Origin of the sequence: Paenibacillus sp. FSL H3-0469 (assembly GCF_038051945.1) — a bacterium.
Classification (GTDB): Bacteria; Bacillota; Bacilli; order Paenibacillales; family Paenibacillaceae; genus Paenibacillus_AQ.
Window position 1 is genome coordinate 4,108,055 of sequence record NZ_CP150302.1, and the last position, 25,771, is coordinate 4,133,825.

20 protein-coding genes are annotated in these 25,771 nt (G+C 54.7%); 1 reads left to right on the plus strand and 19 read right to left on the minus strand.

The window, feature by feature from the left end; translation table 11 throughout:
• Positions 1–34: 34 nt before the first annotated feature.
• Both NSS83_RS17960 and NSS83_RS17965 read right to left on the minus strand, forming a co-directional pair.
• The gene (locus NSS83_RS17960; protein ID WP_341346180.1) at positions 35–1,345 is read right to left on the minus strand and encodes a DUF3999 family protein; all 1,311 of its coding nucleotides are present in this window, start codon (positions 1,343–1,345) and stop codon (positions 35–37) included.
• The gene (locus NSS83_RS17965) at positions 1,311–3,881 is read right to left on the minus strand and encodes a DUF2339 domain-containing protein (protein WP_341346181.1); all 2,571 of its coding nucleotides are present in this window, start codon (positions 3,879–3,881) and stop codon (positions 1,311–1,313) included. Before NSS83_RS17965 ends, NSS83_RS17960 begins: the two co-directional genes overlap by 35 nt.
• Before the next feature lie 183 nt (positions 3,882–4,064).
• On the opposite strand from NSS83_RS17965, the gene NSS83_RS17970 reads away from it, so the two are divergent.
• Positions 4,065–5,258: a polysaccharide deacetylase family protein gene (locus NSS83_RS17970; RefSeq protein ID WP_341015930.1), complete on the plus strand. Its 1,194-nt coding sequence runs from the start codon at positions 4,065–4,067 to the stop codon at positions 5,256–5,258.
• On the opposite strand, the gene NSS83_RS17975 is transcribed toward NSS83_RS17970, so the two are convergent.
• The 17 genes from NSS83_RS17975 to NSS83_RS18055 all read right to left on the minus strand — a co-directional run bounded on the left by NSS83_RS17975 (position 5,248) and on the right by NSS83_RS18055 (position 25,647).
• Positions 5,248–6,822: a diguanylate cyclase gene (locus tag NSS83_RS17975; protein WP_341346182.1), complete on the minus strand. Its 1,575-nt coding sequence runs from the start codon at positions 6,820–6,822 to the stop codon at positions 5,248–5,250. The genes NSS83_RS17970 and NSS83_RS17975 overlap by 11 nt on opposite strands.
• Before the next feature lie 149 nt (positions 6,823–6,971).
• Positions 6,972–7,220, minus strand: coding sequence for a type B 50S ribosomal protein L31 (locus tag NSS83_RS17980; RefSeq protein WP_036722727.1), 249 nt, complete (start codon positions 7,218–7,220; stop codon positions 6,972–6,974).
• A 165-nt stretch (positions 7,221–7,385) separates the two neighbouring features.
• On the minus strand, positions 7,386–8,174 hold the full coding sequence (locus tag NSS83_RS17985; protein WP_341346183.1) for an SDR family oxidoreductase: 789 nt from the start codon (positions 8,172–8,174) through the stop codon (positions 7,386–7,388).
• Between the two features lie 49 nt (positions 8,175–8,223).
• Positions 8,224–9,078 carry a diguanylate cyclase gene (locus NSS83_RS17990; protein WP_076081509.1) on the minus strand — a complete coding sequence of 285 codons (855 nt, stop codon included), beginning with the start codon at positions 9,076–9,078 and terminating at the stop codon, positions 8,224–8,226.
• Entirely contained in the window at positions 9,075–11,159 is a 2,085-nt protein-coding gene (locus NSS83_RS17995; RefSeq protein ID WP_341346184.1) for a cellulose biosynthesis cyclic di-GMP-binding regulatory protein BcsB, read from the minus strand. Before NSS83_RS17995 ends, NSS83_RS17990 begins: the two co-directional genes overlap by 4 nt.
• 43 nt (positions 11,160–11,202) lie before the next feature.
• On the minus strand, positions 11,203–12,453 hold the full coding sequence (locus tag NSS83_RS18000; RefSeq protein WP_341015925.1) for a glycosyltransferase: 1,251 nt from the start codon (positions 12,451–12,453) through the stop codon (positions 11,203–11,205).
• 34 nt (positions 12,454–12,487) lie between these two features.
• Positions 12,488–14,044 (minus strand): hypothetical protein, encoded by a 1,557-nt coding sequence (locus NSS83_RS18005; RefSeq protein WP_341346185.1) that lies wholly within the window; start codon positions 14,042–14,044, stop codon positions 12,488–12,490.
• Complete coding sequence (locus NSS83_RS18010) at positions 14,041–15,588, minus strand: hypothetical protein (protein WP_341015922.1); 1,548 nt, start codon at positions 15,586–15,588, stop codon at positions 14,041–14,043. The genes NSS83_RS18005 and NSS83_RS18010 overlap by 4 nt, the downstream gene beginning before the upstream one ends.
• Before the next feature lie 22 nt (positions 15,589–15,610).
• A complete protein-coding gene (locus NSS83_RS18015; RefSeq protein ID WP_341183443.1) occupies positions 15,611–16,771 on the minus strand; it encodes a hypothetical protein in 1,161 nt (386 codons plus the stop codon).
• A 189-nt stretch (positions 16,772–16,960) separates the two neighbouring features.
• Positions 16,961–17,977, minus strand: a complete 1,017-nt coding sequence (locus NSS83_RS18020; protein ID WP_341015920.1) for an ion channel — start codon at positions 17,975–17,977, stop codon at positions 16,961–16,963.
• Positions 17,978–18,069: 92 nt separating this feature from the next.
• The gene (locus NSS83_RS18025; protein ID WP_036691943.1) at positions 18,070–18,462 is read right to left on the minus strand and encodes a DUF350 domain-containing protein; all 393 of its coding nucleotides are present in this window, start codon (positions 18,460–18,462) and stop codon (positions 18,070–18,072) included.
• The gene (locus tag NSS83_RS18030) at positions 18,459–19,112 is read right to left on the minus strand and encodes a signal peptide protein (protein ID WP_341346186.1); all 654 of its coding nucleotides are present in this window, start codon (positions 19,110–19,112) and stop codon (positions 18,459–18,461) included. The genes NSS83_RS18025 and NSS83_RS18030 overlap by 4 nt, the downstream gene beginning before the upstream one ends.
• The gene (locus tag NSS83_RS18035; RefSeq protein WP_341015917.1) at positions 19,099–20,322 is read right to left on the minus strand and encodes a glutathionylspermidine synthase family protein; all 1,224 of its coding nucleotides are present in this window, start codon (positions 20,320–20,322) and stop codon (positions 19,099–19,101) included. The genes NSS83_RS18030 and NSS83_RS18035 overlap by 14 nt, the downstream gene beginning before the upstream one ends.
• Positions 20,319–21,005, minus strand: coding sequence for a hypothetical protein (locus tag NSS83_RS18040; protein WP_341346187.1), 687 nt, complete (start codon positions 21,003–21,005; stop codon positions 20,319–20,321). The genes NSS83_RS18035 and NSS83_RS18040 overlap by 4 nt, the downstream gene beginning before the upstream one ends.
• A gap of 29 nt (positions 21,006–21,034) precedes the next feature.
• Positions 21,035–21,253, minus strand: coding sequence for a hypothetical protein (locus tag NSS83_RS18045; RefSeq protein WP_036691939.1), 219 nt, complete (start codon positions 21,251–21,253; stop codon positions 21,035–21,037).
• A 146-nt stretch (positions 21,254–21,399) separates the two neighbouring features.
• The gene (locus NSS83_RS18050) at positions 21,400–22,536 is read right to left on the minus strand and encodes a response regulator (protein ID WP_341015914.1); all 1,137 of its coding nucleotides are present in this window, start codon (positions 22,534–22,536) and stop codon (positions 21,400–21,402) included.
• Between the two features lie 39 nt (positions 22,537–22,575).
• The gene (locus NSS83_RS18055) at positions 22,576–25,647 is read right to left on the minus strand and encodes an ATP-binding protein (protein ID WP_341346188.1); all 3,072 of its coding nucleotides are present in this window, start codon (positions 25,645–25,647) and stop codon (positions 22,576–22,578) included.
• Positions 25,648–25,771: the final 124 nt, after the last annotated feature.

Sequence of the window (25,771 nt, forward strand, 5' to 3'; positions counted from 1 at the left end):
TAATCCTTCTTTCTGCGGGTTCGTGCCAAATCTCCTATTTCGCCTGTCCCAGCTTGCGGGCAACGATGAGAATAAGCAGCAGCGAGACTGCAATAATAATGGCATTGAAGCCCCAGCGGCCCTGAAGCCACCAGCTTGTGCCGGGCGGATCTGCTGCTCTTACCGGTACCGGGGTCTCTGCACCCAGCGCGGCCTGCACAAGCTTCTCTCCGCTGATCCGGTCTTTGAAATTAATAATATCATACTGCGGAGCAGTTGCCAGCATGTTGCCATAGAGCAGGGAATACGGCGTCTTCTCCCCGCCCGCGAATACAAGCCGGTCTACCAGATATTCGATCTTAAGATCCGTGATGGAGATGGGGGCATCGTCCAGATTGTAGATGACCACGCGCAGGGAATCAGAAGAGGCCGGAACCACCGGCTGAATCTCCGTCCGGGAGATCCGGGTATCCTTGAAGTCCAGCCGGTACAGCTCTCCGCTTCCGGTGACCGGTATCTTAATCCCGGCACTGTCATACAGCTCATAGCGCCGCAGGAAATTCCCGGTGCTGCCGAGCATCACCTTCCCAATCTTCAGCCGGTCCGTGTTGCTTATCATGATCTCGGTACGGTTCTCCACCTGCTTAATCTCTGTCTGCGGCGTCTTCTGCCGCATGAATGCAGCCGTACTCCACTCCCGGCTGCTGTCTACCAGGGTCAATCCGGGGAACTCCAGCCCTTCCGGGTTGTTCTTCACTACAAGCCGGTAATAGCCGAACTTGTAGCTGCGCTCCAGCGTAATGCTGTCCGCACTTAACCCGCTTGTGGCATACAGATCCCCTGTGCCGAGCTGCTCCCAGGCCTGCCCGTCATAGCCTCCCCATACCTCCACATGCTTCAGGAAGGATTCTGCGGGCAACTCGAACACCAGGCGGTTCCCCTGAATATCGACATCCTCGGCAAGCGGCTTAATCTGATAATCCAGCAGGGTATCCGTTCCTTTCACTGCCTTGTGAATCAATTCTGAGGCATAGACCGCGCTATGCTCCTCCACCGTCTCCGCTCCGCTCTCCATATAATAGGGAACCGGAGCGCCGGTGCTGTCCTGTATACGCAGATCACGCAAGTCCTCTGCCGCCGAACGGTACACCGCTTCATCAAGATACAATTCATAGTACGGAGCCGCCTCCGGCACGGAGATTTCGCGAGAGAACTTCCATTGCCCGCCGTCCGTCTTCTCCGCTCCGCCGGATGCCGCTGCCGCACTGTGCGCCGGGAAGGTGCCGGAACCCAGCACGAGTCCGCCCAATACAGCGAGCAGCACAGCCGCCCTAGCTCTCCGGCCTGTCTTGCTCAGCAAGCGCATAAGCTTCCTCCATTCTGACTGTTATCCGCTGATAGAGGTAGGATATCCCCAGCAGGCAGAGTCCGAAGCTGAAATAAGCGATGATCTTGCTGCCGGTATTCAGCAGAGTCAAGTCATAGAGCAACAGCTTGCCGGTTGCCAGCAGGGACAGCGCCAGTCCGAAGCGGCGGATATACAGATATCTTTTCCAGAAGCCGTACATAATGAACAGCACGGCCAGCAGCAGATAGAGCAGACTGAAGGCCAGCCCGCCGTCACGTACCTGCATCTGCACTCCCAGGAACGCCGTAACCATCACCAGCAGATAGATACCCATAGCTACCGGATACAGCTCTATATTCTTATAATCGCGCAGCAGCGTTGTCCGCAGCAGCCTTGCACTGCTGAACCATACGAACACATTGAACAGAATAAGCAGACCCAGCGCCGCTACATCGGCAGCAGTGCTGCCGGACCACCCTTCCGGAAGACTGGGCAGACCCAGCGTAATGCCGATACAGACCGCATAGGCAATCCCGTGCAGCACCAGAACCATGATGCCGACCACCTTGTCATACAGAACGTTCACCTTCGGCAGCGCATAAGCCAGTCCAGAGGTAAGCAGACCTGCCAGCAGCAGCTTGTAAAAGGCATTGTGCGCCATATCCTCCGGCACCATCCAGTCGTACAGGCGTAACGCTTCATACACCACATACCCGTAGAAATTGACGATAGCCGCATATTTGAACCAGACGGTAGCCTGCACCTCCGCAGGCGTACTGCGAAGCAGCGTCTCCTGATTCGAATAACGGATGGCATATAATAAGGCTACAATCACCATTCCCGCCGTAATGAATGTATACTTCAGATCGAAATAGGAGTTCGTGTAGTAGATGACCGCATTATAATCCGAGAGCTGCAGCAGAACGTCGAATCCGAAGAAGGTCAGCAGACAGAGGGAAAGGATGCCCCAGCCTGCGCGTTCTACCATTTTGAAGCGGTACAGATGTCCGTAGACCGTGAGCGCCACACCTTCCACCAGCCAGCCGATCGACCACCACGCCGCTCCCAGCTGGAACGGAATCATCAGGATGGCGAAGGTCAGTGAGGTAACATAGAAGAGCAGACGGCTCTCGCGTTCCTGCGGCATCTGCTTCTCCAGCAGCACGCCAAGCCCCAGATACATGAGGCAGAAGGCCAGCGCCAGCGCGCCTTTGAATTCATCCAGCCCGGCATTCAGGAACAGAAGATACAGCGTTATGCAGCTAACGAGCGTGTTACAGCCCAGCAGGCCGAAGTCCAGCCAGTTAAGCTTCGTCTTGAACCTGAACGGATACCACAGTGTAATCCCCAGATACATGGCGAAGGTCAACACAACGCAGAGGATGCCCACAGTGTAGCTGTCTGCCAGATAAATCAGCACCAGGATAGACGGTGCATTGAACAGGAAGCTGATGTAATTGACGACCACCCAGCGCTTGCGCAGAGAGATCAGCAGAATCAGCAGGTTCAGCACGAACAGATAACCCATCGCCGCATACACTGCGCTGCCCTCCAGCCCGAAGGCTCCCATATAAGAGAAGAGCGGCAGATAGCCCCCCACAAGCCCCATGGAACAGATCGTCCGTGACTCATAGCGCAGCGACAGCAGCACAGCGGACAGCGTGACCAGCACCGACAGGCCGATCCCGGCCCATAACCCGATAATCTCCAGCAGAAAATAACTGTAAAATATCGAGCCGTACAGCACCGATATCCCGCCGCCAATCAGCCCCAGAGCGAAGGCTCCCCGCCCCTTGCGGAACAGCCACTCCCCGCCCGCCAGCAGGACTGCGCCCAGCAGGAAGAAGGCGCTGCCCTTCATATAATCATTGAACCAGGTGGAGTAGGTGTATCTGAACCCGGCGCCCACTGCCAGGATCAGCAGCAGAATCCCCAGGCGGTTGATCCAGTTCAGGCCGATCTTCATTTCGATCCGGTTCTGCTTGCGGCGGCGCAGCAGGGTCTCCTCGTCAACCCCTTCAGCAGCCAAATCATCCAGTCCGCTGTCCATTGTCCCCCTGAGCGAACGCTCTGCTTCCTGCTGCCATTGTCTGCGCAGCAGAATACTCTCATTCAGCTTCGCCTGCACCTCATCCAATATATAAGTGATCTGGGTCTTCTCCTGGCCCAGCTCGCGGGCCCCGATATTGTACATCTCCTCTATACGCCGCTTGGCGTCCTGCTCGAAGGATGTCAGCCGGTCAAGATACGCATGATCCCGTGAGGCAAAATAAGTCTGCAGCTTCTGCCGCGATACCCGGAGAATACCCAGCTTCTCATCCAGAATCTGCTCCGCCAGCGCAGTCCGCAGCTCCGAGTTGTCGCGCTCAAGCCCCGCAGCCTGAGCCTTCAGCTCCGCCAGGCTCTGCCTGTTCGCCCCATTTTCCCGTCTTAATACTTCGTTCTCGCGGACAAGATCACTGCTCTCATATTCTTCAATTAAAGACTGGTATTCCTTCAAAAGCCCGTCCTGCTGCTGCTGCACAGCCCTCATCCGATCTCTGAAATCCTCCATAGCTTCCCCCCAGTATCTGCTAATCGGCAAATTGTTAATCTATTGATATTACTATATTTCTAATTACCACCACAGACCTTACAGAAATCACACCGCTTAGTTAAGATCCTGTCACATTTTTGTCTTGGCAGACGTTATAGGTTTATTATTGTTGTATATTCGGGAGATGGGGAGAATCGGACATTGAAGCTAAACCTGCACAAACCGCAAACACGTTATATCCTCATCCTGCTGCTGCTGGTGGTGGTCTTCCTGCCTGTGCCTTTTAGACATAAAGCCCTGACCAAGCTTAGCATTACCGGCCTTGACGGAGTCGAATTCAAGACAGATGCCTATGCACTGACCGCAGACCATAAGCTGATGATGGATAAAGACCTCGCTGAACGGATTCTTAATGCGCGTATCGGCTGGGAGAAGGAGGCTCCGCTTCCCAAGGGTGTGTACTACAAGGATCATGTGGCGGTACTCATGTATCACCATCTGGCGGAAACGCCGTTAACGCTCTATCCAGGCGTATTACCCGCCGCACAGTTTGATGAGCAGATGCAGCTCCTGAAGCAGGAGGGCTTCCAGGTCATTACGATGAAGCAGTACCGGGAATTCATGCTGGACCGCGCGCCGGTTCCCGATAATGCGGTTCTATTGACCTTCGATGACGGCTATGAGAGCTTTTATAAGCTGGCGTTCCCCATTCTGCAAAAGTACGGCTACACCGCAGTGAACTTTGTCATTGTCTCCGATGTCGATCACCCCGGTAAGCACCAGGTGCCCAAGCTGACCTGGGAGCAGATGCGGGAGATGAAGCGCGCTGGAATGGACTTTTATAATCATACGTATAACTTGCATTATTATGCAGTTGTTGATGCAGAGGGCGGCACCCGCCCGGCGGCGAGCTCCTTGCTGTACATTCATGACGAGAACCGGAATGAGCTGAATGAAGAATACTACAGAAGAGTAACCGGGGACCTGGCTCATGCTGAGCGCAGGCTGAAAGAAGAATTGGGCAATACGGATTCGGCTATCGCTTTCCCTTACGGCTCCTATAACGAAAAGCTGCTGGAAATCTGCGATTCCCTCGGCATCCATCTGAAATTCAATATCGGGCTGGGCCTCGGCTCCAGAACCACGCTGAACGCTCCACGAATCAACGAAGGGAACCGGACACTCACCCCAGAGCTGTCCATCCAGCAGCTGAAGCAATTCGAGCCGCCGATGATTCTGACCGTGAACGGGAGGAAGGTTCTCCTTACCGGAACTCCGCCGGTGCTGCGGCACGGGAAAGTTATGATCCCGCTGGATGCGCTATGCTCCGAGCTGGGCGTAGCGATTCATTACGACCGCAGCAGCGCGGTCCTGAAGCTGACGCCTACCCCTTAGCCGCCTGACGTACCATAGGCTCGCGGCCTAAGGTTACCCGGTTCTTCCCCATGGCCTTGGACAGGTAGAGCGCCTCGTCCGCCTCGCGGTACAGATCCTCGAAGGTCACATCTGTGCGATCCGTAAAAGCAATGCCGATGCTCACCGTGAGCTGGATGTGATGCCCTCCATCCAGCTCAACGATGTGCTCGCCCATTGCGGTGCGGAAGCTCTCCGCCTCCAGCAAGGCCGCAGCTTCGCTGCCGGCGAAGAAACAGACGGCGAACTCTTCGCCGCCTACGCGCCCGGCAATCCCTTTGTTATGGTATACCTGCATAATCTTGCCCGACAAATCCACCAGCGCCTGGTCACCGGCCATATGCCCATATGTATCATTGATTAATTTGAAATCATCGATGTCGAACAGCAGCAAGGCCATTCCTGCACCGATCTCCGCGGAATAATTCTGCACCAGCCTCATGAAGTGCCTGCGGTTGTACAGCCCGGTGAGATCATCTACCGTGGCCTGATGCAGCAGCTCCCGCTCATACCTCTTCTTCTCACTAAGATCACTGAATACCAGCAGCATCCCCGCCCCCTTCGCCCGGGCCTGTTCTGTGGCGATGAGCGCAAGCCCATAGCAGGAGCCGTTCCGGCCGGGAGGCTCAATCTCGAACTGGCCTTCCCGCCGCTCCGCGTAACAGGCCGAGAGCTGCCCGTGCTGCCTTAGCAGCGGCTGAATGCTTGTGCCCATCCAGCTCTCCGGCTTCTCCTCCAGCAGCTCGGAGAGCATGGCGTCCGCCGCCTCATTCACATCCATGATGTAATCGTAGCGGTCCGTCAGGACGATGCCGTCCTTCATATTCTCGAAGATTTTATTCTTAGCCAGCGGATATAAGGACAATCTGGGATCGCGGAACAAGGTGAGGTAAGCGGCCACGATGGGCGGCAGGTAGGTGAAGGCTGTGAAGCCTGTAATCGTAATCTGCAGCAGCGGCAGCAGGAACACCGACAGGACCGGCACCAGCAGACTGAATAACAGCAGCGCATTATGGCGGAAATAATATTTGGTTCCGTTCAGGAGAGAGATCGCCAGCAGATACACTGCATACAGTGCGAATAACTGATCATATGCGATGAAGATCATGCTTAACACCGTGGGCTTCAGGGCGATTCCGGTGACACCCGCCACCGTAGCCAGTCCGACCCCGCTGCGCATCAGATGATGGTAGGAGTCAGTGAAGATCAGCAGTACATCAACCGCCACCGGGATACAAAAGTAAATAAGCCTCTTGGACAAACCCTCAGAGGAACGGGATACATACTCTTTAATCACCGCATAGGTGAAGATCGCACTCAAAAAAAGCGGGCCCTGCTGCACATTCTTCCACCATAGCTTCGCTTCGAAGGAACCGGATAGAATCTCTCCGGCCGTAGCTGCGAAGATCATGCTGACCAGCAGCATCAATATCCATAAATAGCATCTTCCTGGTGTATGGCGGTGCTTGTAAGAACCGATGCCCATGTAGAGACTTAGAACGCTGCCCATTACCAAGTAAAACGGATAACCCTGCATCCACGGCATGTCATATTTCTCCTATTTTTGAGATTGCTTTGCCTTATTATATCCTACTCTTTCGCACAAATGAATCATTCTGACAAAAGTAAGCAAAACAAAGAGGATACTCCTTCACCATCTGCATGGATGCGGGAATATCCTCTATAGGAATACCATTATTTCTTCTGAGCGAGACGTTGTTTGAACTTGTCAACGCGGCCGCCAGTTTCAGTATCTCTTTGTTTACCTGTGTAGAACGGGTGGGATGCAGAGCTGGAGTCTACACGGATCACCGGGTAAGAGTTGCCGTCTTCCCATTCCATAGTTTCACCGGATGATTTGGTGGATGAGCTAAGGAATTTGTAGCCTACGCTAGCATCGAAGAAAATAACCTGGTTGAACTTAGGGTGTATGCCTTGTTTCATTGTAGTAACCTCCTTTCCGTACTAATACAACTAATGAAGAAGTATTAAAGCCATCTCTTGGTCTATTTAAAAAATCCGGTTAGACAAAGGGAGATGCGTAAATCTTCCGATTTTTACACGCCATACTATCATACGTGAAATGAGCCGCTGAGTCAAGAGCCTGTCCTAGAGCGATTTCACCATTCCGCCGTCGATCAGCAGGGACTGTCCGGTAATATACGTATTGGCAAAAGAACCGAGGAATACTGCCGCCTTGCCGAACTCCTCCGGCGTGCCGGTTCTTCCCAGCGGAATCGCCTTCAGCGCTTCCTCCTGAATCTGTGCAAGCGGGATGCCCTGCGCGTCCGCCCGCTTGCCGTCAAGCTGGAGGATCCGGTCTGTGCCGATCCGTCCGGGGGCCAGGCTGTTGATCAGGATGCCCTCCGGGGCAAGCTCTGTAGCCAGGCTCTTGTTCAGCGCGCTCACGCCTGCGCGGAACACATTCGAGAGAATCAGCCCCGCGATGGGCTGCTTGATCGAGACCGAGCTGATGCTGACGATCCGCCCTCCCCCTGCGCTGCGCATATACGGCAGCGCCTCGCGGATCAGGCGGACCGCGCTCATCAGCGTAAGCTCGAAGCCGCCGCTCCAGTCAGCGTCGGCCATATCCCCGAAGCTGCCGCCCGGAGGCCCGCCGGCGTTCGTGACCAGCACCTCCAGGCCGCCGCCGAATTCGGCGGCTATCCGCACCGCCCGGGCAATCTCCTCCGGGCGGGTCACATCCAGCTCGGCTACGGCGATCCTCTGCCCCGTAGCCTCACGGATCACCTGCCGCGCCTTCTCCAGCTGCGGCAGGCTCCGGCTCGCAATCGTCACCCGCGCCCCTTCACGGGCATACTCCAGGGCGGTCGCCAGACCCAGCCCCTTGCTTGCCGCCGCAACGAACACCGATTTCCCCTCAAGACCCAAATCCATCGTCCAGTCCTCCTGTCAGATTGGTTGCAGGATTTCCTGCTCCCACTCATTATACATCGTATTCCAGTTCCTTTTTGGCCTGGACAATGAAATCGAGCGGATTCTCGATGGTGTCCGCCGCATATTCCACTGCACCGATCTTCAGCCCCAGGGTAACCTTGTACTTGCCGGAGAACTCCGAGTCATTTAATTCCTGCAACCGCTGTTTAATCCGCTCAATGACAATCTTGGCCCCTTCCCGGTCCGTGAAGAGCAAGAGGCCCCAGGTTGCATCCTCCTTGTCCAGCAGATACAGCGCGTCATTGGTACGGATGCTCGACTGGCTGAGCTGGGAGACATCGTAGATCGCCTCAGACAGCTGCTCCTCCGGGATCAGGCGGCGGATCTCATTCCAGTACTTCACCTTCACCACAAGCAGCGTCAGCGGGATTTTATAACGGACTGAGATTCCAGTGAACAGGCTGGCATCCTTCTGAAAAGAAATGCTGTTGCGCAGATCCGTATTCTCGTCCACCGCAGCCAGATTATTCGTGCGCTTCAGCAGCCGTTCATTCTCCGCCTGCAGCTCGCGGGTGCTTGAGGTGAAGACCCACAGCACCACCGTAAGCAACGGAGTCATAATCAGCCAGAAATACGTCTCTACACCGATCGATGCGCCTTGGGAGACCGTCTGATAGACCACGAAGAAGCCGTAGCCGAAGACAAACGCCAGATTCAGCGTCAGGCCCGCCGTGACCGTGGTGAAATACGTGACCAGCGCCAGGATGAACGATACATTTAGAATAATAATGTTCTGAACGTAGTTATCCGGTGAGCCCGCAATATATACGATGCAGGCGAAGATCAGGACCAGAAAGGCCAGGAAGCCTAAGTCCGAGGTTAGACTGCTGCGGTTACGTCTCACGCTTGATCACCACGTTTCTTCTTATGTTTGCGCAGCATCAGAATCAGCGCCACGACCACCAGCGTCACGATCATCACCGCTGCGGTCACGAAGCCCAGCACATCACTGCGCTCCATCACCCGCGAGACCAGAGAGTCCGGCGCAGCGCCGGAGACTGTCTTGAAGCGGTAGGCATTTACCGTGCCGTCCTTATCCGCTACAACGCCGTCACCGTACACCCTCCACCTGTCCTTCTCGCTCCCGATCAGCTTGGAGACTACGAAGTAGCTCTCGGAGCTGACCGCAGTCACCGCAAGCAGGCCCCGTCCGCTCTCGTAAGGGGATTCCAGGAGCTGGAGCGTGCCGATGGCGGCTCCGTACTGCTCATCCAGGGCCATTTTCTCATTGGAGAGGAAGGCCAGACCGTCTTTGTTATACTTGAAGAAGAGCTTGCCGTTGTTGTCACGGATTACCTTATTATTCTTATAGCTCCCGATCGCAATAATATTGTTGTCCTTCAGGTTATCCGCTGCGGCATTATCGCTGTAAAAGTGGACATCACCGGTATTTCCTCCGGCAAACTGCCCGAGCATATTGAAGACATTCCCGAGGCTCCGGTAGGTGTAATCATCCTTCTCCTTCGGCAGCACCACCGCCACACGGTTGAAGATGCCGTCCCGCAGGAACGGATAAGGGTAATTGCTCAGCAAAAGGTCAGTGCGGTCCTTCGTGTTCAGGCGCATCAGTGATTCCTTGCTGATATAGGCCCAAGGCATCTCCTCTTTATTCGGTGTACAGAGCATGCTCGCAAGCTCCAGATCGAAGGCCACCGTCACAGTGAAATTGCCGGAGATATTCAGGCTCTGGGGCACACTCAGATTCAGCACATCGCCGTTCGCCAGCTCCTTCGTCAGCTTCTTGCTGCCGATGGGCGTATTATTGATGCTCACCGTCACCAGGGAACGGTTGAAGTCCAGATTCGCCGCATACCGGAAATCCAGGCTGATTCTGCCGTCATCCGCAATGGAGCGGTTGGACGGCAGAGAGACGAAATACGTCTGCTCCTGATGATTCGGCCCGGTGAGCTTGTCCCCCGTCTCCGTGAACGTAATGTTCGAGCTGATGGCCGGCGCAGGGTTGACTACATCGGTAGCATTAGTAACAACCTTCAGATCCTTGCGGAGCTGGCTCATCAGCTCCCGGCTTGCCATCAGCCGTCCGGCCTTGATCAGCAGGCTCTCGTCCTTGGAGGTCACGACCAGCGTAGGCAGGGAATCCTTATTGACCAGCTGAATGACCGCATGGGTGCCGAGATCGTCCGCCGTACTTACCAGCTTCTTCACTCGTTCAGGCAGATGATCATACGTAGCTACCAGCACTACTGCACTCTTGTCCTTGACGGTATCCTCGCGGTAAGGCAGCAGCGGAATGGTTCTGTCGTTCAATGTGTTGCCTTTAGCGAATCCCGAGAGGGCGTAGGCAGCGCTCTCCAGCTCTGCCCCGCTGGCGTTCTGCGGCACGGCGAGCAGGCTTTGCTCATTTTTTACCGTATCCATTCCTGAGAATCTGGCACTGAAATCCTGAATGCCTCCAGTAATGGGCTTCGGCGTATAATTCACAGCAATGTTCGAGGTGTTGAACAGATGCAGCCAGCTGTCCTGCATATCATCGATATTACACAGCTCATAGCCGCCCGTCGTGGTTCTTAAGCTCCCCTGTATCCGCAGCGTATTGCTGCCCTTCGTCAGGAACCCTTTGGGCGCTTCCACGCTAAGGCTCTGCTGCCCGTTATTGTCCAGGGACGGCCGGAAGGAATAGAACGGAATACCGTTCAGCGACAGTGTTACGCTCGACAGCTTATCCTCACTGATCTGTGAGGTCTGGAATTGCAGATTGATCGTCACCTTATCTACATTCCAGTAATCCATCACTGTGAAGAACTGCTGCTGGGAGCTTGAGCCCCTCAGCGAGACATCGCTGGTGAACAGCGTCTCATACGTTGCTCCGGCTTCACCGGGAAGCACCGCCGCCTGCGCCGCAGGGATTTGAACCAGGAAGAGGGAGAGGCAGAGCAGCACTGTTAGGATCTGTTTTTTCATCATGTTCCGTATCTCCTGTATATCTTATTTCTGGACCTCCGGCGCACTAGTAACGCTCGGTTTTGTACCACTTGGCTTCCCGTTTGAAAATAACGTCTTTGAAATAGTTGTACAGCCCGTAAGCGGCCACTACCATCCAGAGCTGGCAATACGAGACGTACATCAGCAGAATGATCCACAGGTTCGACAGGCTCATCTCGCCCTTCTCTGTGGTCAGGGTAACGAAGATCCCCACCACGAAGAGCACAATGGCGAGCAGCCACAGGAAGCTGCTGAGTCCGGCGATGGTCGTATGTACATACCCCATGGCATGCAGCACAAGCAGAATATCCGAGGTGACCAGCGAGATCAGCAGCAGGAAGTAGATGGAGACATAATACAGAATATCGAAGCGGATCTTCGCCGCCTTCCGGTCGATGAGGAGCGGAAGGTTCTTCACAATGACATAGATGTTACCCTTCGCCCAGCGTGTCCGCTGCTTGAACCATACCTTCACCGTCTGCGGCTCCTGCTCCCAGGTGACCGACTTCGGCTGGAATTTGATCCGGTAGCCCATCATATAGATGCGGAAGCTGATTTCCGTATCCTCGGCAATCGCCTTCACATCCCAGCCGCCGATGCTCTCGACAATGCTCCGGCGCATAATGAAGTTCGTTCCCGGAATCGTGCAGAGCTTGAACAGCTTCCAGCGCCCCGCCTGCGCCATCCACTGGAAGGACAGCGTCTCGATATTAATGAACCGGGTCAGCAGGCTGGCATCCCGGTTGCGGGTTCTGAACTTGCCGATGACCGCCCCCAGGGAGGCATCATTCATAATCTCTGCCACCAGATATTTCAGCGCCGTGCGCTCCGGCGTATTGTCGGCATCATAGATCGCAATCAGCTCCCCGCTGCTGCGGGTGAAGCCGATGTTCAGCGCATTGGATTTCCCTTTGCCGCCTGTGACGGCGTCCGTATTGATAATGATCAGCTTGCGCTGCGGATTCCGCTCCTGGATAGCAGCCAGCAGCTCGGCGCTGTTGTCTGACGAATTATCGTTGATGACGATAATCTCATAGCGGTCATGCGGGTAATCCAGTGCCAGCAGGGATTCCACGGTTTTACTGATGACAACCCCCTCATTGTGAGCAGGAACCATAATCGTCACCATGGGATGCTCCCCGGTAATCTCCGGCACCGGTTCGTTTTCCGTTTGAATGTAGTACAGATAGCCCGCTATAATCAGCATTACATTCACCAGCAGCAGGGACCAGATACAGATGACCGCGATCACCATCAATACGTCTGAGATCGTCATAGTATTCTCCTAAACTCGCTATATTTTTCCGGGATTACTTGTTCAAATATTTCCTGCGGTACAGCCTGTAGCCGATAGTGAGCAGCCCGCCGAACAAGAGCAGTGCAGCCAGGATCACGATGATGAAGAATTGATTCTGCACGCTGAACAGCCGGTTGAAGCTCGTCGCCTGCTTCTCCTTGTACTGGAAATCAACGGCGACCTTCTGCGGGGTATAATCGACATCCAGTATGTTGCCATCCATACGGATCACCCCGTCAGCAGACTCAAGGGTGTGCTTATCGGTGCGGACCGTATGGACCTCCTGCTTATAGTCTGCGAAGGTATACCATTCCGCATTCATATTCTGCAGAAGTTCCTCCAGTCCGCGCTCATCCTCCGGCAGATCCAGCGTTACCGCCGTATTCAGCGGAAGCTCCGGCATCGCCTTGCCTGTTCTGCCAATCCCCTGCAGCAGCTCCGGAGGCAGACTGTACAGAGAGGAAGAGAAGGCCACTGAAGTGTCAGTCTGTTCCATATAGTGAGTCTCTCCATCCGGGAAAAGCACCGCCGAATTGAAGAACCCCATGCCTGCGGCAGAATACTCCTTGTCATACGTCCAGTAGCTCTCGGCAGCAACGCCGAGCGGTGCCACGCCCCCCTCTGCCAGCACATTAATGAACTGATTCATCTTCCCGCGCAGCGACCGGTCATTCGAATTGATCGGCGGTCTGACCGCAGGGGCATTGACAATGATGCTGCCGTTGCGGGACTGGACGGCTCTGAGCGCCTCCAGATACCGCTTCATGGCGGGGAAATCGGTATTTGCGAATACCGGACGGACACTCGCGATGAAGGGAATACCGCTTGTATAGAGGCGTTCAGCCAGTTGCTCCAGCAGATTCAGATCCGAGAAGGGATAGATCTCCTTGATGACCAGATACATTTGCGGCTGCGCGGTATAGTGCAGCCAATCCTTCAGCACATAGGCCGCTGCTATGGCTGTGAAATCGCCCTGCTTCAGATAAGGCAGGTAGGCGGAGCGGCCGCTGCTTACCGCAAACGGCACTTGTGCCCCCCCGTCTGATGAGGACCACGTTCCATAAGAACGCCCTGCGGCCGAAGCGGTTATATAGGGCATCCCTTCGGCCTCCAGCGGAATGCCGGTGAAGCCGCCGATGGAGAGGCTTGCGCCCGCTCTATGCCATACCCCGGTCTTCAGCCGCAGCGTCTGCTGCATCCGGGAAGGCGGTCTATATCCAACATGCAGCATAGCCCCCTTATACCCGGCTGCCTCCTGAAGGTAGGCTTGATTCGTAACCTCAAGCTCATCATTGTTAATTACAGTGATCACGCCGGAATAGCCCTTCATGCCGCCAGGCGCATAAGAGGAAATAGGCTTCAGCGTGACCTGTGCGCTGTAAGCGGCAAGCAGCCGCTGCAGCTCGGCCACATTCCCCTCCTGGCCTGTATTCTTCGCCAGGCTGTCGAACAGCAGCAGAATCCGCTGCGCCGGAGCCGGAGAAGCGGCAGCGGATGCCGGCCCGGCAGAGGGCAGCAGCTCAGCCGTCAATACAAGGAACAGCAGAATGACGATCCCTCTGCGTCTCACATGCCCACCCCTTTATTCAGTGCCGGATATTCCTTGAGCGGCCGTGCAGACGGTGCAGACGGCACCGATCGGCGTGAAGAGATTCCACGGCCGATTACGCTGGCAGCCGTCTGGAAGATAATCAGATCGAAGGCTAGAGTGAACAGGAATTCATGCTTGGCAATATCCGCGTCACCCGCACCGATAATGGAGACTACAATACCTGACAGTCCGACCAGCATCGTAGCCAGAATCACCAGCAGACGCTGCATGCCCCGGAAATCCCGGGTGCGGACAGACCGGGCGAACGATGGCATATAGACCCCTATTGTTACGGCCATCCAGAGAAGAATGAAGGCGAAGGGACGGGGGGCCAGCTTCTCCTTAAGCGTGCTGTACAAGCTGAAGAAATGGCTCTGCGCCCGGAACTCCTTACCTGCGGACTGTTCATAGTTCCCCATAGCCGCCGGCTTAATTTTATAAGCACTCTCAGCAGCCGTGTCCAGAATCGAGCCCAGCTCATTCGGGTGCGAAGCATAATAGGTCAGAATGGAGACAAAGCCGTAACGGCTGTAGAAATTTTTATCCAGCAGCTCGGATTTCACATCCACCGTCCCGTATTGGTCATAGTACGTATTCTCTTTGAGAATCGCGTACTGTTCATTGATCCCGAAGGAATCAAGGGCGATCTCCGGATTCTTGGATTCCATCAGCACCCCGCGCGTCATCGCATGGTACTGGTTAATATTCACGAACTCTTTGGAGATATTAAGATACGTCGCAATTCCGGCGAACATCATCAGACCGGCCGACAGCAGTGTAACCCAGCGGAACAGCTTGTCCCGGCGGATCAGCACCAGCGGAATCGAGAGCAGGGAAATCACCATCCCCACCGGAGCATTCTGCTGCTTGGAGGTAGTCAGGATCAGGGTGCTGATCAACAGGATCGCCAGCATGGCATAATCGTTATATCTCTTCCGGTACAGCAACAGCCAGGAGGCGAACACCAGAATCATGGTCACCATCACCAGGCTCTCGCCGAAGAAGGAGCTGAAATAGTTGGTATAGCCTGTATCCCCGAAAATGAACACCGCAAGCGCCGCGACTGCCATACCCCGCTTAGGTGACATTTTCACCGTGATCGCTTCAACCAGCAAGTAGACTGCGGCAACATACAGCACGGTGTAGATTGCAGCCTGGAAGCGGATATCGAAGACCTCGCGGCTGAAAAACAGCTTGTTGACGAAGATTGCCAGCTTGATGAACAGGGACTGGGAGGAGACCACCATCGTGCTGTTCTCGTTGAAATATTGAAAGATTCCGAACTGCTTCACGAAATAGCCGAAGTACTGGCTGTCATAGTCCGGAGCGTTGAAATACAGGCCGTTGCTATATATAATCCGGTAAAAGTCTCCGTTATCCGCCATGCCGATATAAGGGGAGGTAAACAGCGAAATAGCCGTCACCAGCAGCACGCAGAACGCGGCGGCAAATGCCGGAGTAATCCGAAAGCCAGCTAACGTGATACCGGGCCGGGTCGATGTAAGCTCTAGGTTGTCTATCATTCCGATTCCCCTTTTGGTTATATTATGGAGCCTTATAGGAGTAAGCCAGCAGTGCCATCAGGTTATCAAAAGAATATGCCTGCCCGGAGGCAGGATCACCAAAGCCGCCGTATAGCGGACTTGAAGGATCTGTCACTCTGAATTCATTCATCCGTTCTATACTGGACCGATAGAGCTCACCATCCTCCAGCACGGCTCCAATCATGGCTGTGAGTGCATAGACCGCTGTTGAACGGATATCATTAGCCGGCTTGCCCTCACGTGTATATTGTCCGAATAAGGTTCCCGCTGCGACCTGAGCTTTGATGAAGCTGATGCTTGCCGGCTTTTGGCGGCCGGTCTCTGCCAGATGAAGAATAGTCAGCAGAGATTCTACCGAGTTGATGCCTTCGGAGCTGTACTGTCCACTCTGGTAATCGAAGCGGGTCTCATAGAATGGAAAAGAATCGGACAAATATCCCTCCTCCAAAATACCGCTCATATTCTTCAACAAATTCTTTTGTAATTCGCTAGATATCGACAATTTCTGCAATACACTCAGATCAATATAACACAAAGTTACGAATCCGTTGACCACTTTCAAATAATTGTCATAGATGTCATAAATGTAACCTTTTTTAGCATTGTTTTTATAGAACCGTTCTCCATATTTATCGGCTTCTCTGGTATATTCCGGCTGGTTAAATGCCTGCCCCGCCTCATATAAAGCTCCGATCATGCGCAGGTCATCCACCGCTGCATTCACGGGATAACGCTTCTGCTGCTTGGGACTGTAGCGGTAGCTGAAACCGCCCTCCATATCGAAGGTTCTGCGGGCCGTCTCCCACTGCCGGTCAAACAGCTCCTGATTGCGGGTCCGGACTGCCGTCTCCATCAGGAGAGAAGCGGACTCGCTCAGAATCTCATGGCCGGTAGCTACCTCTGCCGCTTCAGAGGTCTCCTTCAGATTCGTATATACCCCGTCGGGGCCTGTAAGCTGCGTATTTATGAAATGGAATAATTCCTGCTGTTCCCGTGTAGGCTCAAGCTGAGGCGCTTCATCCGGCCGGGTAGTCCCTGCGGGAGAGACCGCCGGAGTATAGACGGGAGAAGATGGCGCCGGGCCGGCCTGATTGCCGCCGCAGGAGGTTAGCAGGAGCAGCGACATCCCCAGAACAGCAGCCTTCTTATATCTGCTTTCCAATCGATCACATCCTTAAATGACAACTACCAATTGATCCATACTAATATAACGGTAATTATTGTCACATTATTTACTGTTTCTTCGAACATTATGTGTCAGCATCACATATTTCTCCTTTTTCTCCAAAAAAAAGAGCCACTCCTAGTCTTAACGACCGGAACAGCTCTTATGAATGCTTAGGTATTATCTCTAGCTCTCTTTAATTCTCCGGTACGTGGCCTCATCGGCGACGATGTAGAGTCTGGCATCTGCCGGAATCGGCTGGTCCAGCTTACGGTTAATGCCCAGATCACCGCGGTCGGACAGCAGGGTCGCCCCCTCGCGCAGCAGGTCCTGAAAGGCCTCACCATAGGTTGTCCAGCCGCGGCGGCGGGGAATTTCATAGATATCATCCCCGTGCTCACGGCTGAGAAGCTGGGTGATCACCTCAGAATTGCCCTCCTGCAGGGCAGAGCGGACGGCCAGTCTGGAGATCGCATCATGGGAGAGCACGAACTCGTTCACCTGCACATGCTTGAAGTTCTGAATGTTCTTTTCCTGCATAATCTCTACGGTTGTATGTACCTGCGGGGCAATCCGCTCAATGCTGGAAGCAATCAGCAGCGACTTGCCGTCGCTCAAGGAAGCTTCGTCGATACGGGTGTCGCTGAACACAATCGCTGCTCTGGCGCTCCCGATATTTGCCTTCAGCAGAATGTCATCGCTTGCAGCATCGCCGCTGATGAAGTGGACCTGCTCCATGGCTTCCAGCGGATGCCGTCCGTTCTCATCGATAATGACCACTTTGCATTCCCTGTCGTAACACAGAATCTCATCTACTGCCGCCTGTGTCTTGCGGTTCCAGTTAATCAGCACCACATGATGTTGTCCGTGAAAGGTCAACGTTCCGGCTCCTCTCCTGCGCTGCATCTCGCCCATGGCATCGATAATCTTGCCGATCACCAGACTGAGCAGACCAATGCCAAAGATATATAAGAAAATCGTAAATACTTTGCCGGTAACGGTAGCGGCGAAGTAATCGCCATACCCTACAGTAGCCATGGTGGTCATCACCCAATAAAAGGCGTTGAACCAGCTATGAAACGTGTCCGGCTCCAGCAGGAAGGCGATGGTTGCACTTAGAAGAATGAAGGCCAGAATAATAAAAGCAATGGACTTCTTCTTCAGATGAAGCAGCTTGCCGGATAATTGGATTAGAAAATGCAACGCTCATCCCTGCCTCCCGGTTGAATTGAGCCGGCGGGCAGCAGCCTGCGTCTAGTCCCTTGCGGGGCACAACTGCCGGCCGCCTGCCAAAACTAAATAATCAGACTGCTGACTGCGAAGGCCGTCCCGATGAACACCATGCAGAGCATGACGCCGACCGCCACATTCCCCTTCTCCAGCTGCTCTGAAATCCGGAAGCCGGGTGTGAACAGCTCGAAGATCCAGTAAGAAGCGATCAGGCAGACATAGCCCACCGCGAACCAGAGCATCATGAACCAGATGGAGGTATTGGTATAAGCCGCTACTCCAAGAATGACCGCCGTCGCCAGGAACTTGCCGCCGAACGCCAGCGCTACCGCCACATTCCCCTTCTTCAGCTCCTCCATATCCTTGAAGGGAGTCATGAGCGCGAAGATCACCATACCCAGCACTTGAAGCAGAACAATGGTCAGAATACTGACCACCAGATTAATTACGATCGTCATTTAGCCCACCCCCGAAATTTCGCATAGGCCGAATCATAGTCGGCGAAATCATGTACTTCCTCCAGCACCACAGAAGCTGTCTTCTGCTTCTCCAGCGCGGCATAGCGCTTGTCGTCAATCGGCTGCTTGATCCGGTTGCCGGAAGGCAGCTCCAGCACTGCGAAATTTCTGGTCTTGCTCTGGTATTCCGTCTTGTACACGCCAACCAGGTCCACATCCGTTGTGATAGATACCTTGAGATTAGCCAGATCCTCCGTGGCCGCCTTCTGGTCGGCGTAGGATTTAAGCGTCGTCCAGGCGGACAGCTTGATCTCATTCTTCTGGTCAGCATCCGTCACCAGCTCGGCGTCCATGAACTGAAGCGTCCAGACGGTGTCGCCTGTAGCATAATTCCCGTCGTTGGGAAGCAGCTCATTATCCGGCAATATCGTCATATCGCTGCCGACCAGATCGCCAACCTTGCCTTCCACCACCCGGTAATCCCACGGTACACGTGATACGTTATCCGTTGTGTCCGTACCCGTATGAAATACACTGTCGCTATTCGCCGAACATGCACTCAGCACCATAACCGCCAGCAGCAGCAATGCAGTCAGCAGGGCGCTCCGGGATCTGCGCCCGGCAGCATACCCCTCTCTATCCTTGAACATCTTCAAGCCCCCTCACTCCTAGCGCGATAAAATGACTGGCATTGCCTGTAATCGGCCCGCCGGCCCGGCCAAGCAGCCCGCAGGGCGTTCCGTTAATGACGAACATGCCGGTCAGCAGGTGCAGCTCACCCTCCGCCGTCATGATCCGGGCCATTTCGGCCCTTTTCTGATAGACCACGGGGAATAGCTGGCTGCTGTCGTAGCCCTCCTCGTCCTCGATCTCAAGCACGCCGCTGTCATCAAAGATCCGTACAGATCCGCCTTCGCGGCCGAATACCGATTTGGATACAAAGCTCTCTGAGAAGACTGCCTTATTGTAAGTTGGCAGGATGTACCGGGAGATGGCCTCGCGTTCCGGCTCCGTGAACAGCAGGCCAAGCTCATACATTCCCCAGACAGCAGCCATCAGCCCCTTGGACTGGAGGATGATGCTATGCGGTCCGTTGAACAGCTGGAGCTTCCCGCTCTCAATGGCATAGGCCAGAGCCTCGCCGCCTTCATCTACGGCCATCCACTCCTTCGGATACAGCGCGAACATCCGCTCTATGATCCGGTTCTCCCCGTCCTTGACCACGCCCTCATCAATCCACAGATCCAGACAATCCACACAACGGACATCCAGCCCGCTATGCGCAGCGAGCGCCTCAATCGTTCCGCTGTCTTCCTCGTGGCTGCCATAATCCACACAGGCTACCGTGTCGGGCCGTTCTACACTCCAGGCTGCGGCAAGCTGCTGCTTCATGGCCGCATTCGCGCTTCCGACGCCTGCTTCCGCGCAGATCCACGGCGTAGCAATGGAGGCTTCCACATAACCGGTCGGAGTATCCGCATTCAGCTCCAGCAGCTTAATCGTACCATCCCCGGCCACAGCAAAATCGAACCGGGCATACCGGCTGATTAGTCCCGGCTCCGGCAATGGACAGTCATCCAGCATCTGCCACAGCACCGGAGGAATCCCCAGGAGGTCGTACAGGTCATGTCTCAGATGGACATAACGCACGGCCTTATCCAGAATCGCCCATAGCGCTGCGGCGGCTTCCTTCAATTCCTGGTAGGTCTCACTGCGCATCACAGCCACAGCGTCCAGCCAGTATTCCTCATCCTCCAAGTCGGCCCAGGTGAAGCCCAGCTCATGCAGCCGCTCTACCCGGGGAGCACGTTCCAGACCGGACTGGTCTATATATTCGAATGCCTGCTCCGCCTGGATCATCCGCCGAACCCGCTCTTGCCGGAGCGCACCGAGCTTTTGCCGGAGCTTTTACTGGAGCCGGATTTGGATTTGCTCGAACCCAATCCGCTGGAGGTGCCGCCGATACCGCCCGATTTGGAAGAGGTATTCCTTCTGGTAATGGAACCGGTGGATGAAGTTGAGGTCTTCGGCTTCACCACCGAGCCGGCCACCGGCTTGTTCTGGAATCTTCCGCTATTATAGGAGGGCGGTTTATAGGTATTGCGTGTACCTCCATAATAAGTAGGCCGGTCATTGTACCAGCCTCTGGATGAATAGAACGATCCGCTATTGAAGAGCATGTGGTACAGAAGCACATCATCCCAGCCGAACCCCGAGTTGTAGCCGCCGTAGTTGTTGATTACCGTCGTACCGCCGGAGGTTACTGCCCCCTGCCCTTCCTGAACCTTCTCTTCCTGGTCTTCCGGGTATGGAATATTCCAGTCTACATTCTTATCGAAATATTGCTTAACCTCCTCGGTAGACCAGGAGACCAGCTTAGGCTCCTCGCCGCCGTTGCCGCTTGCGCCTGCGCCGCCGGGAATGAATAATGCGTTCGCCAGCAGCGCAATCCCGAGGGAGGTGGATAATACGCGGACGGGTTTGCCGTCCGGCGTGAACAGCCTGCTGATTGCGGGCTCTTTAGCACTTTCGTCTTTTTCCAACTTGGGACCTCCTTTCCTGGTATTCATTCTTAACCTTCCGTACGCATGGGAACCAGCAGAAGCTCCAGCTTCCCTTCATCCACATTCAGCCTTCCCTCAACCGCCTCGAACTCGCGGCCGCCAACGACAATATAATTGACATGTTCAAGCGCCGTGACCATATTCATGCTCCAGACACGCTCTTCAATCATTTGCAGGTCGCCTTCAGGCAGCTTCTCGAACAGGATGACCTTCAACCCGTTATCCATTCCCACTCCATCTCCTCTTGAATATTCGTATGCTTCTGATACGCTGTCATGACGCTTTCGTTTCAACTCCCGCAGCCTTGAATATGTATACCACAGCATATAAATAATAATGACAACAAGCAGTTTTGCAGTGGCCGGCTACGGGCTTACAATACCTTCTGGACCCAACTGTCCATAACCTGGTCGGGGCGGATACCCAGCTCATTCTCCAAGAGCTCCTTGTACTTATCGTAGTGTGTCCTGAACCCGATGAAATCCCCCAGGTCGGCGTAACTTCGCAGAATCAGCCTGCAGAGCTGGTCGGAATAAGGATCTGCTGCCTGCAGATCCAGCAGCCGCTCCAGCGCCAGCCGGGGACGGCCGGAGGACAGCTCATATTCGGCGGAATGCAGCGCCATGCGGATATACCGGACCTGCAGCTCCTTGCGCCGGATTTCTGCCCAGTCGTAATGATGCTCCTGCAGATAGTCTCCACGGTACAGCTTCAATATTTTTTCCCGGCGCAGCCATTCCTCCTCTGACTCCACTGGCGTACCGGCGTAGCCCAGCTCGAACTCCTCCACATCCAGCAGAACCTGCTCCTTGGTCAGCCTGTACCGCTCCTGCGAGAATTCGACGAGCACCTCCATATCCCAGGCCTTCAGCAGCTTGCGGATATGGTATACCGTGGTATGCAGGTTCGTGACGGCCTTCTCGGGCTTGAAATCGGGCCAGACGAGGTCCACAATGGTGTCCTTGAGTATCCACTGGCCGCGGTTATGCAGCAGCAGGGCGAAGACCTCCTGCGCCTTGCTTGTTCTCCACTGCATTTTGCGCCCCGGCTCCGTGCTGTCTGTGAATTCAAGGCGGTGGAAGCAGAGGATGGACAGCTCCTTAACGGGCGCCGCTGACGCCTGGGCAGGCAGCATCTTCAGTTCAGCGCTCTCCTTGCCGACCTCCAGACGCTCAAGGGTTTTGCTTAACCGCTGGGAGGTCACCGGCTTCAGTAAATAATCCGCAGCATTGAGCTCAAAGGCTTCGATGGCATACTCACTGTACGCGGTGATATAGACAATCCGGATACTCCGGTCCATCCCGGCAATGTATTCACCGGCTTCCAGTCCGTTCATCTCCGGCATCCCGATATCCAGGAATACAATATCCGCCTTCTCCCGTTCCAGATGCGCAAGCCCCAGGCGTGCCGAGGTGAATTTCCCGGTAATCGTAAGACGCCCATCCTTCTGGAGCATCCGCTCCAGATGCTGCAGCGCTGGTTTCTCATCATCAATCAATATGGCCTTCATCGTCCGGACTCACCTCCTCTTCGTCGTTCTCAGCTGCCTTTAGGTGGGGATGGTATATGATATAGCAGTTCCCCTTCCCGGTGCACTGTCGATATTCAGGCCTGCTCCGTACATCTTCAGCAGACGGTTCTGAATATTGCGCAGTCCGATGCCCCCCTCTGTCCGCTCTTCCGAGAGGATCTCTGCAATCTTCTCCGGGGTCATGCCTACACCGTCATCCGTGACTGCTACCTTGAGCCTGCCCGGCAGCAGCTCAACGGTCAGCCTTACGGTCCCTCCGCTCTCCTTCTGCATCAGGCCATGATTCACAGCATTCTCCACAATCGGCTGAATGCTCAGCGGCGGAACCATCGCCATTACATCCTCCGGTACATCGAACTCGATATTCAGCCGTTCATCGAACCGTGCCTGCTCCAGCGCCAGATATGATTTGACCAGTCCCAGCTCCTTCTCCATAGAAACCGTCTGTCCCCGGTTCTGGAAGTCGAAGCTGCTCCGCAGATATTGGCTGAGGTCCAGCAGCAGCTCTGTGGCCTTATCCGGGTCCTCCGGACAGACCGAGATAATCGCGTTCAGCGCATTATATAAGAAATGCGGTTTGATCTGCGCCTGCAGGAAAGCAATCTCTGACTGGACGGATACACGGATCGACTTGCGCATATCCAGCAGGGTCTGCATCCGCGCCTTGAATTCGCGCACCTCCACCGGCTTGCTCAGATAATCATTCGCTCCAGCCTCGAAGGCTGCAAGAATGTCATCAGGCCGGCTGCTCGCCATGAGCACCAGAATCGGCAGCTCAGACAAGGTGAACCGTTCACGGATGGCCTTACAGAGCAGAAGCCCGGGCATCTCCGGCATGACCCAGTCGGCAATTACCAGATCAAGCTCAGGATGCTGCTGAATGATCTGAATCGCTTCAGCCCCGCTGCTGGCGGTAATCACTGAATGGTTCTCCAGCTGTAGTACACCAACCAGCACGCGAAGATTAACAGGATCATTATCCACTACAAGGATGGAGCAACAGTCCTCAGACGGCGGCGGCACAGGCTCTTCCCCGGGAAACGTGTACGAAGGCGCTGTCTCCCAGCCCTGAAGCTCCCCGAATTCCTCCTCCAGCAGCGCATTGCTTCGCTGCAATACCGGCTGGGTGAAGCTGAAGACCGAGCCGTGCCCCAGCTCGGAACGCACCGTAATCTCCCCGCCTGTCAGCTCTACCAGTCTCTGGGTAATACTGAGGCCAAGCCCGTTCTCCCGGTAGACCTTACTCGCGGCAGGACCGCTTGGATCATTTGCATCGAAGATCGTACGCAGACGCTCAGGCGGGATGCCCTGACCGGTATCCGTTATGATAATAGCAACATACTCTTCTTTAACCTCAGCAGACAGCGTTATCACGCCTCTGGGCGTATAATTCACTGCATTTGCCAATAAATTATGCAGGATCTGGGCAAGCCGCTGCTCATCCGTCTCCAGCAGCGGAAGCTGCCCGGGCAGATTCAGCCGGAATTCCAGCTGGCTGTTGCCATACACTTGACGGGTGACAGCCATAATGGAGGAAGCTGCCATGCGGAGATCGACGGCCTGCCGGCGGAGGAAGAGCGCGCCGTGATTCAGCTTCGCGAAGTCCGACATATCATGGATCAAGGCTGTAAGCCGCTTGCCGGTGGAGACAATCGTGAGCAGCTGATCCTGCTGGGCAGTGCTGATGGAGCCGGCCGTACCCTGCGCCACCACCTTGGCCATGTTGACAATCCCCTGCAGCGGTCTCCGCAGCTCCTGCGAGGTGTCAGAGATGAAATCATCCTTCAATCCGTCAAGCGACAAAAGGCGGCGTGAGAGCTGTTCCACCTCTTGGAAGGAGGCTGCGTATTGCCGGGTCATCAGAATTGCCTGTACAAATCCGAACAGGAGAATCTCGTAGGAGATGATGAAATAGCTGAAGCCCAGGCCCATGAAGCTGACCAGATAATAGATAATAACCACGCTCAGGCTCTCGATACTGACCATCATCAGGAACATATTCTTCGGATTTCTCCGGGTGCCCTGGACCATGGAGTAGAGCACGAAGCCCAGGCTTACCGAGCCCCAGGTCAGCAGCAGCACCTCCAGATAGCTGAACAGATAGGCCGGGACGAAGGCAGCAATCAGCAGCAGGAATGCCGTAACCAGCCTGGAGGCCTTAATTACCCCGATAGACATCGGGTAATTCACTGAATTGGCGACATAGTGAAGCAGATAATAATACACCAGTGTAGAGGACGCGAGCTGCAGCTTGAGTATAATCTCGTAAGGGAAGCCGGGCAGCGCCGTCAGGATGAGCTTTTCGCCATGCGTGAAAATGTAGACAAAGGCCGCTATGCAGAACAATCCCAGGTATAATGTGACCCCCCGGCTCTCCCTTACCTTGGAGAACATCAGCAGAAAGAGGGATAGCACGAAGAATCCTATTAGCGCAGCCCCGTCTACAAACAGGGAGAATTCCCTATGCTTCATAATAGCGGACTGATTACCGATCACTATCGGCTGAACGATCCCGCCTGAGGAGTAGCTATAGTTAGCCACCTGCACAATAATCTCCAGGGTATCCCCGGTTACAGAGGCGAATCCCATAAAAGGCATGTTATTCTGTCTGCCCTCAGAGACTGAGGCTGCCGGAGTCCCGCTGCTCCCAATCTCCTGCCCGTTCAGATAGACTTTGCTTGCACTGCGGATGTTGCTGGTGCGCAGGCCGTAGACCATGGGTTCCCCTGGGGTAATCTTCGCCTGAAGGCGGTAGGTAGCATAGCCTTTGGCTCTGCGCTCGCCCTGTTCAGCGATATCATCGTTCCACTTCCCCGGAACCTGAATCATCGTAGAGGCGGCGGGAACCTCCTTACCTGCGTTTACCGGATGGAAATCCTCAGGCGAGAGCAGCACATCGCGGTACAGCTCCCACTCTCCATCCAGCTTCATAATTCCGTCGTGGCGGGAGTCCCAAGAGCGAAGGTCAATCACTCCCTGCACGGCCTGCGGCCTGTCTCCCTTGATCTGATGTGTCTGGAGGACCGAGAGCAGCGGAACGATCAGCACCAGCACCAGACTGCCGAGAATACTCAGCCAATACTTTCTCATACCCTCTGCCAGTCCCTTCTAGTTGTCATTGTATAAATTATACAACAGGCTCCGTTCATCTGAAGCAAAAAAAAAGCCGAGTTCCATTTATTTCGGAATCGGCTGTTCATCTGATTAGAGTTAC

What these genes read in the sequence shown, in the direction of transcription:
- NSS83_RS18030 (WP_341346186.1), bottom strand. Translation starts at nt 19,112, where the DNA reads ATGTTCAAGGATAGAGAGGGGTATGCTGCCGGGCGCAGATCCCGGAGC.
- NSS83_RS17985 (WP_341346183.1), bottom strand. Translation starts at nt 8,174, where the DNA reads ATGGATTTGGGTCTTGAGGGGAAATCGGTGTTCGTTGCGGCGGCAAGC.
- NSS83_RS18010 (WP_341015922.1), bottom strand. Translation starts at nt 15,588, where the DNA reads ATGATAGACAACCTAGAGCTTACATCGACCCGGCCCGGTATCACGTTA.
- NSS83_RS18000 (WP_341015925.1), bottom strand. Translation starts at nt 12,453, where the DNA reads ATGACGATCTCAGACGTATTGATGGTGATCGCGGTCATCTGTATCTGG.
- NSS83_RS17980 (WP_036722727.1), bottom strand. Translation starts at nt 7,220, where the DNA reads ATGAAACAAGGCATACACCCTAAGTTCAACCAGGTTATTTTCTTCGAT.
- NSS83_RS17975 (WP_341346182.1), bottom strand. Translation starts at nt 6,822, where the DNA reads ATGCCGTGGATGCAGGGTTATCCGTTTTACTTGGTAATGGGCAGCGTT.
- NSS83_RS18050 (WP_341015914.1), bottom strand. Translation starts at nt 22,536, where the DNA reads ATGAAGGCCATATTGATTGATGATGAGAAACCAGCGCTGCAGCATCTG.
- NSS83_RS17965 (WP_341346181.1), bottom strand. Translation starts at nt 3,881, where the DNA reads ATGGAGGATTTCAGAGATCGGATGAGGGCTGTGCAGCAGCAGCAGGAC.
- NSS83_RS17960 (WP_341346180.1), bottom strand. Translation starts at nt 1,345, where the DNA reads ATGCGCTTGCTGAGCAAGACAGGCCGGAGAGCTAGGGCGGCTGTGCTG.
- NSS83_RS18035 (WP_341015917.1), bottom strand. Translation starts at nt 20,322, where the DNA reads ATGATCCAGGCGGAGCAGGCATTCGAATATATAGACCAGTCCGGTCTG.
- NSS83_RS18045 (WP_036691939.1), bottom strand. Translation starts at nt 21,253, where the DNA reads ATGGATAACGGGTTGAAGGTCATCCTGTTCGAGAAGCTGCCTGAAGGC.
- NSS83_RS18025 (WP_036691943.1), bottom strand. Translation starts at nt 18,462, where the DNA reads ATGACGATCGTAATTAATCTGGTGGTCAGTATTCTGACCATTGTTCTG.
- NSS83_RS17995 (WP_341346184.1), bottom strand. Translation starts at nt 11,159, where the DNA reads ATGATGAAAAAACAGATCCTAACAGTGCTGCTCTGCCTCTCCCTCTTC.
- NSS83_RS18055 (WP_341346188.1), bottom strand. Translation starts at nt 25,647, where the DNA reads ATGAGAAAGTATTGGCTGAGTATTCTCGGCAGTCTGGTGCTGGTGCTG.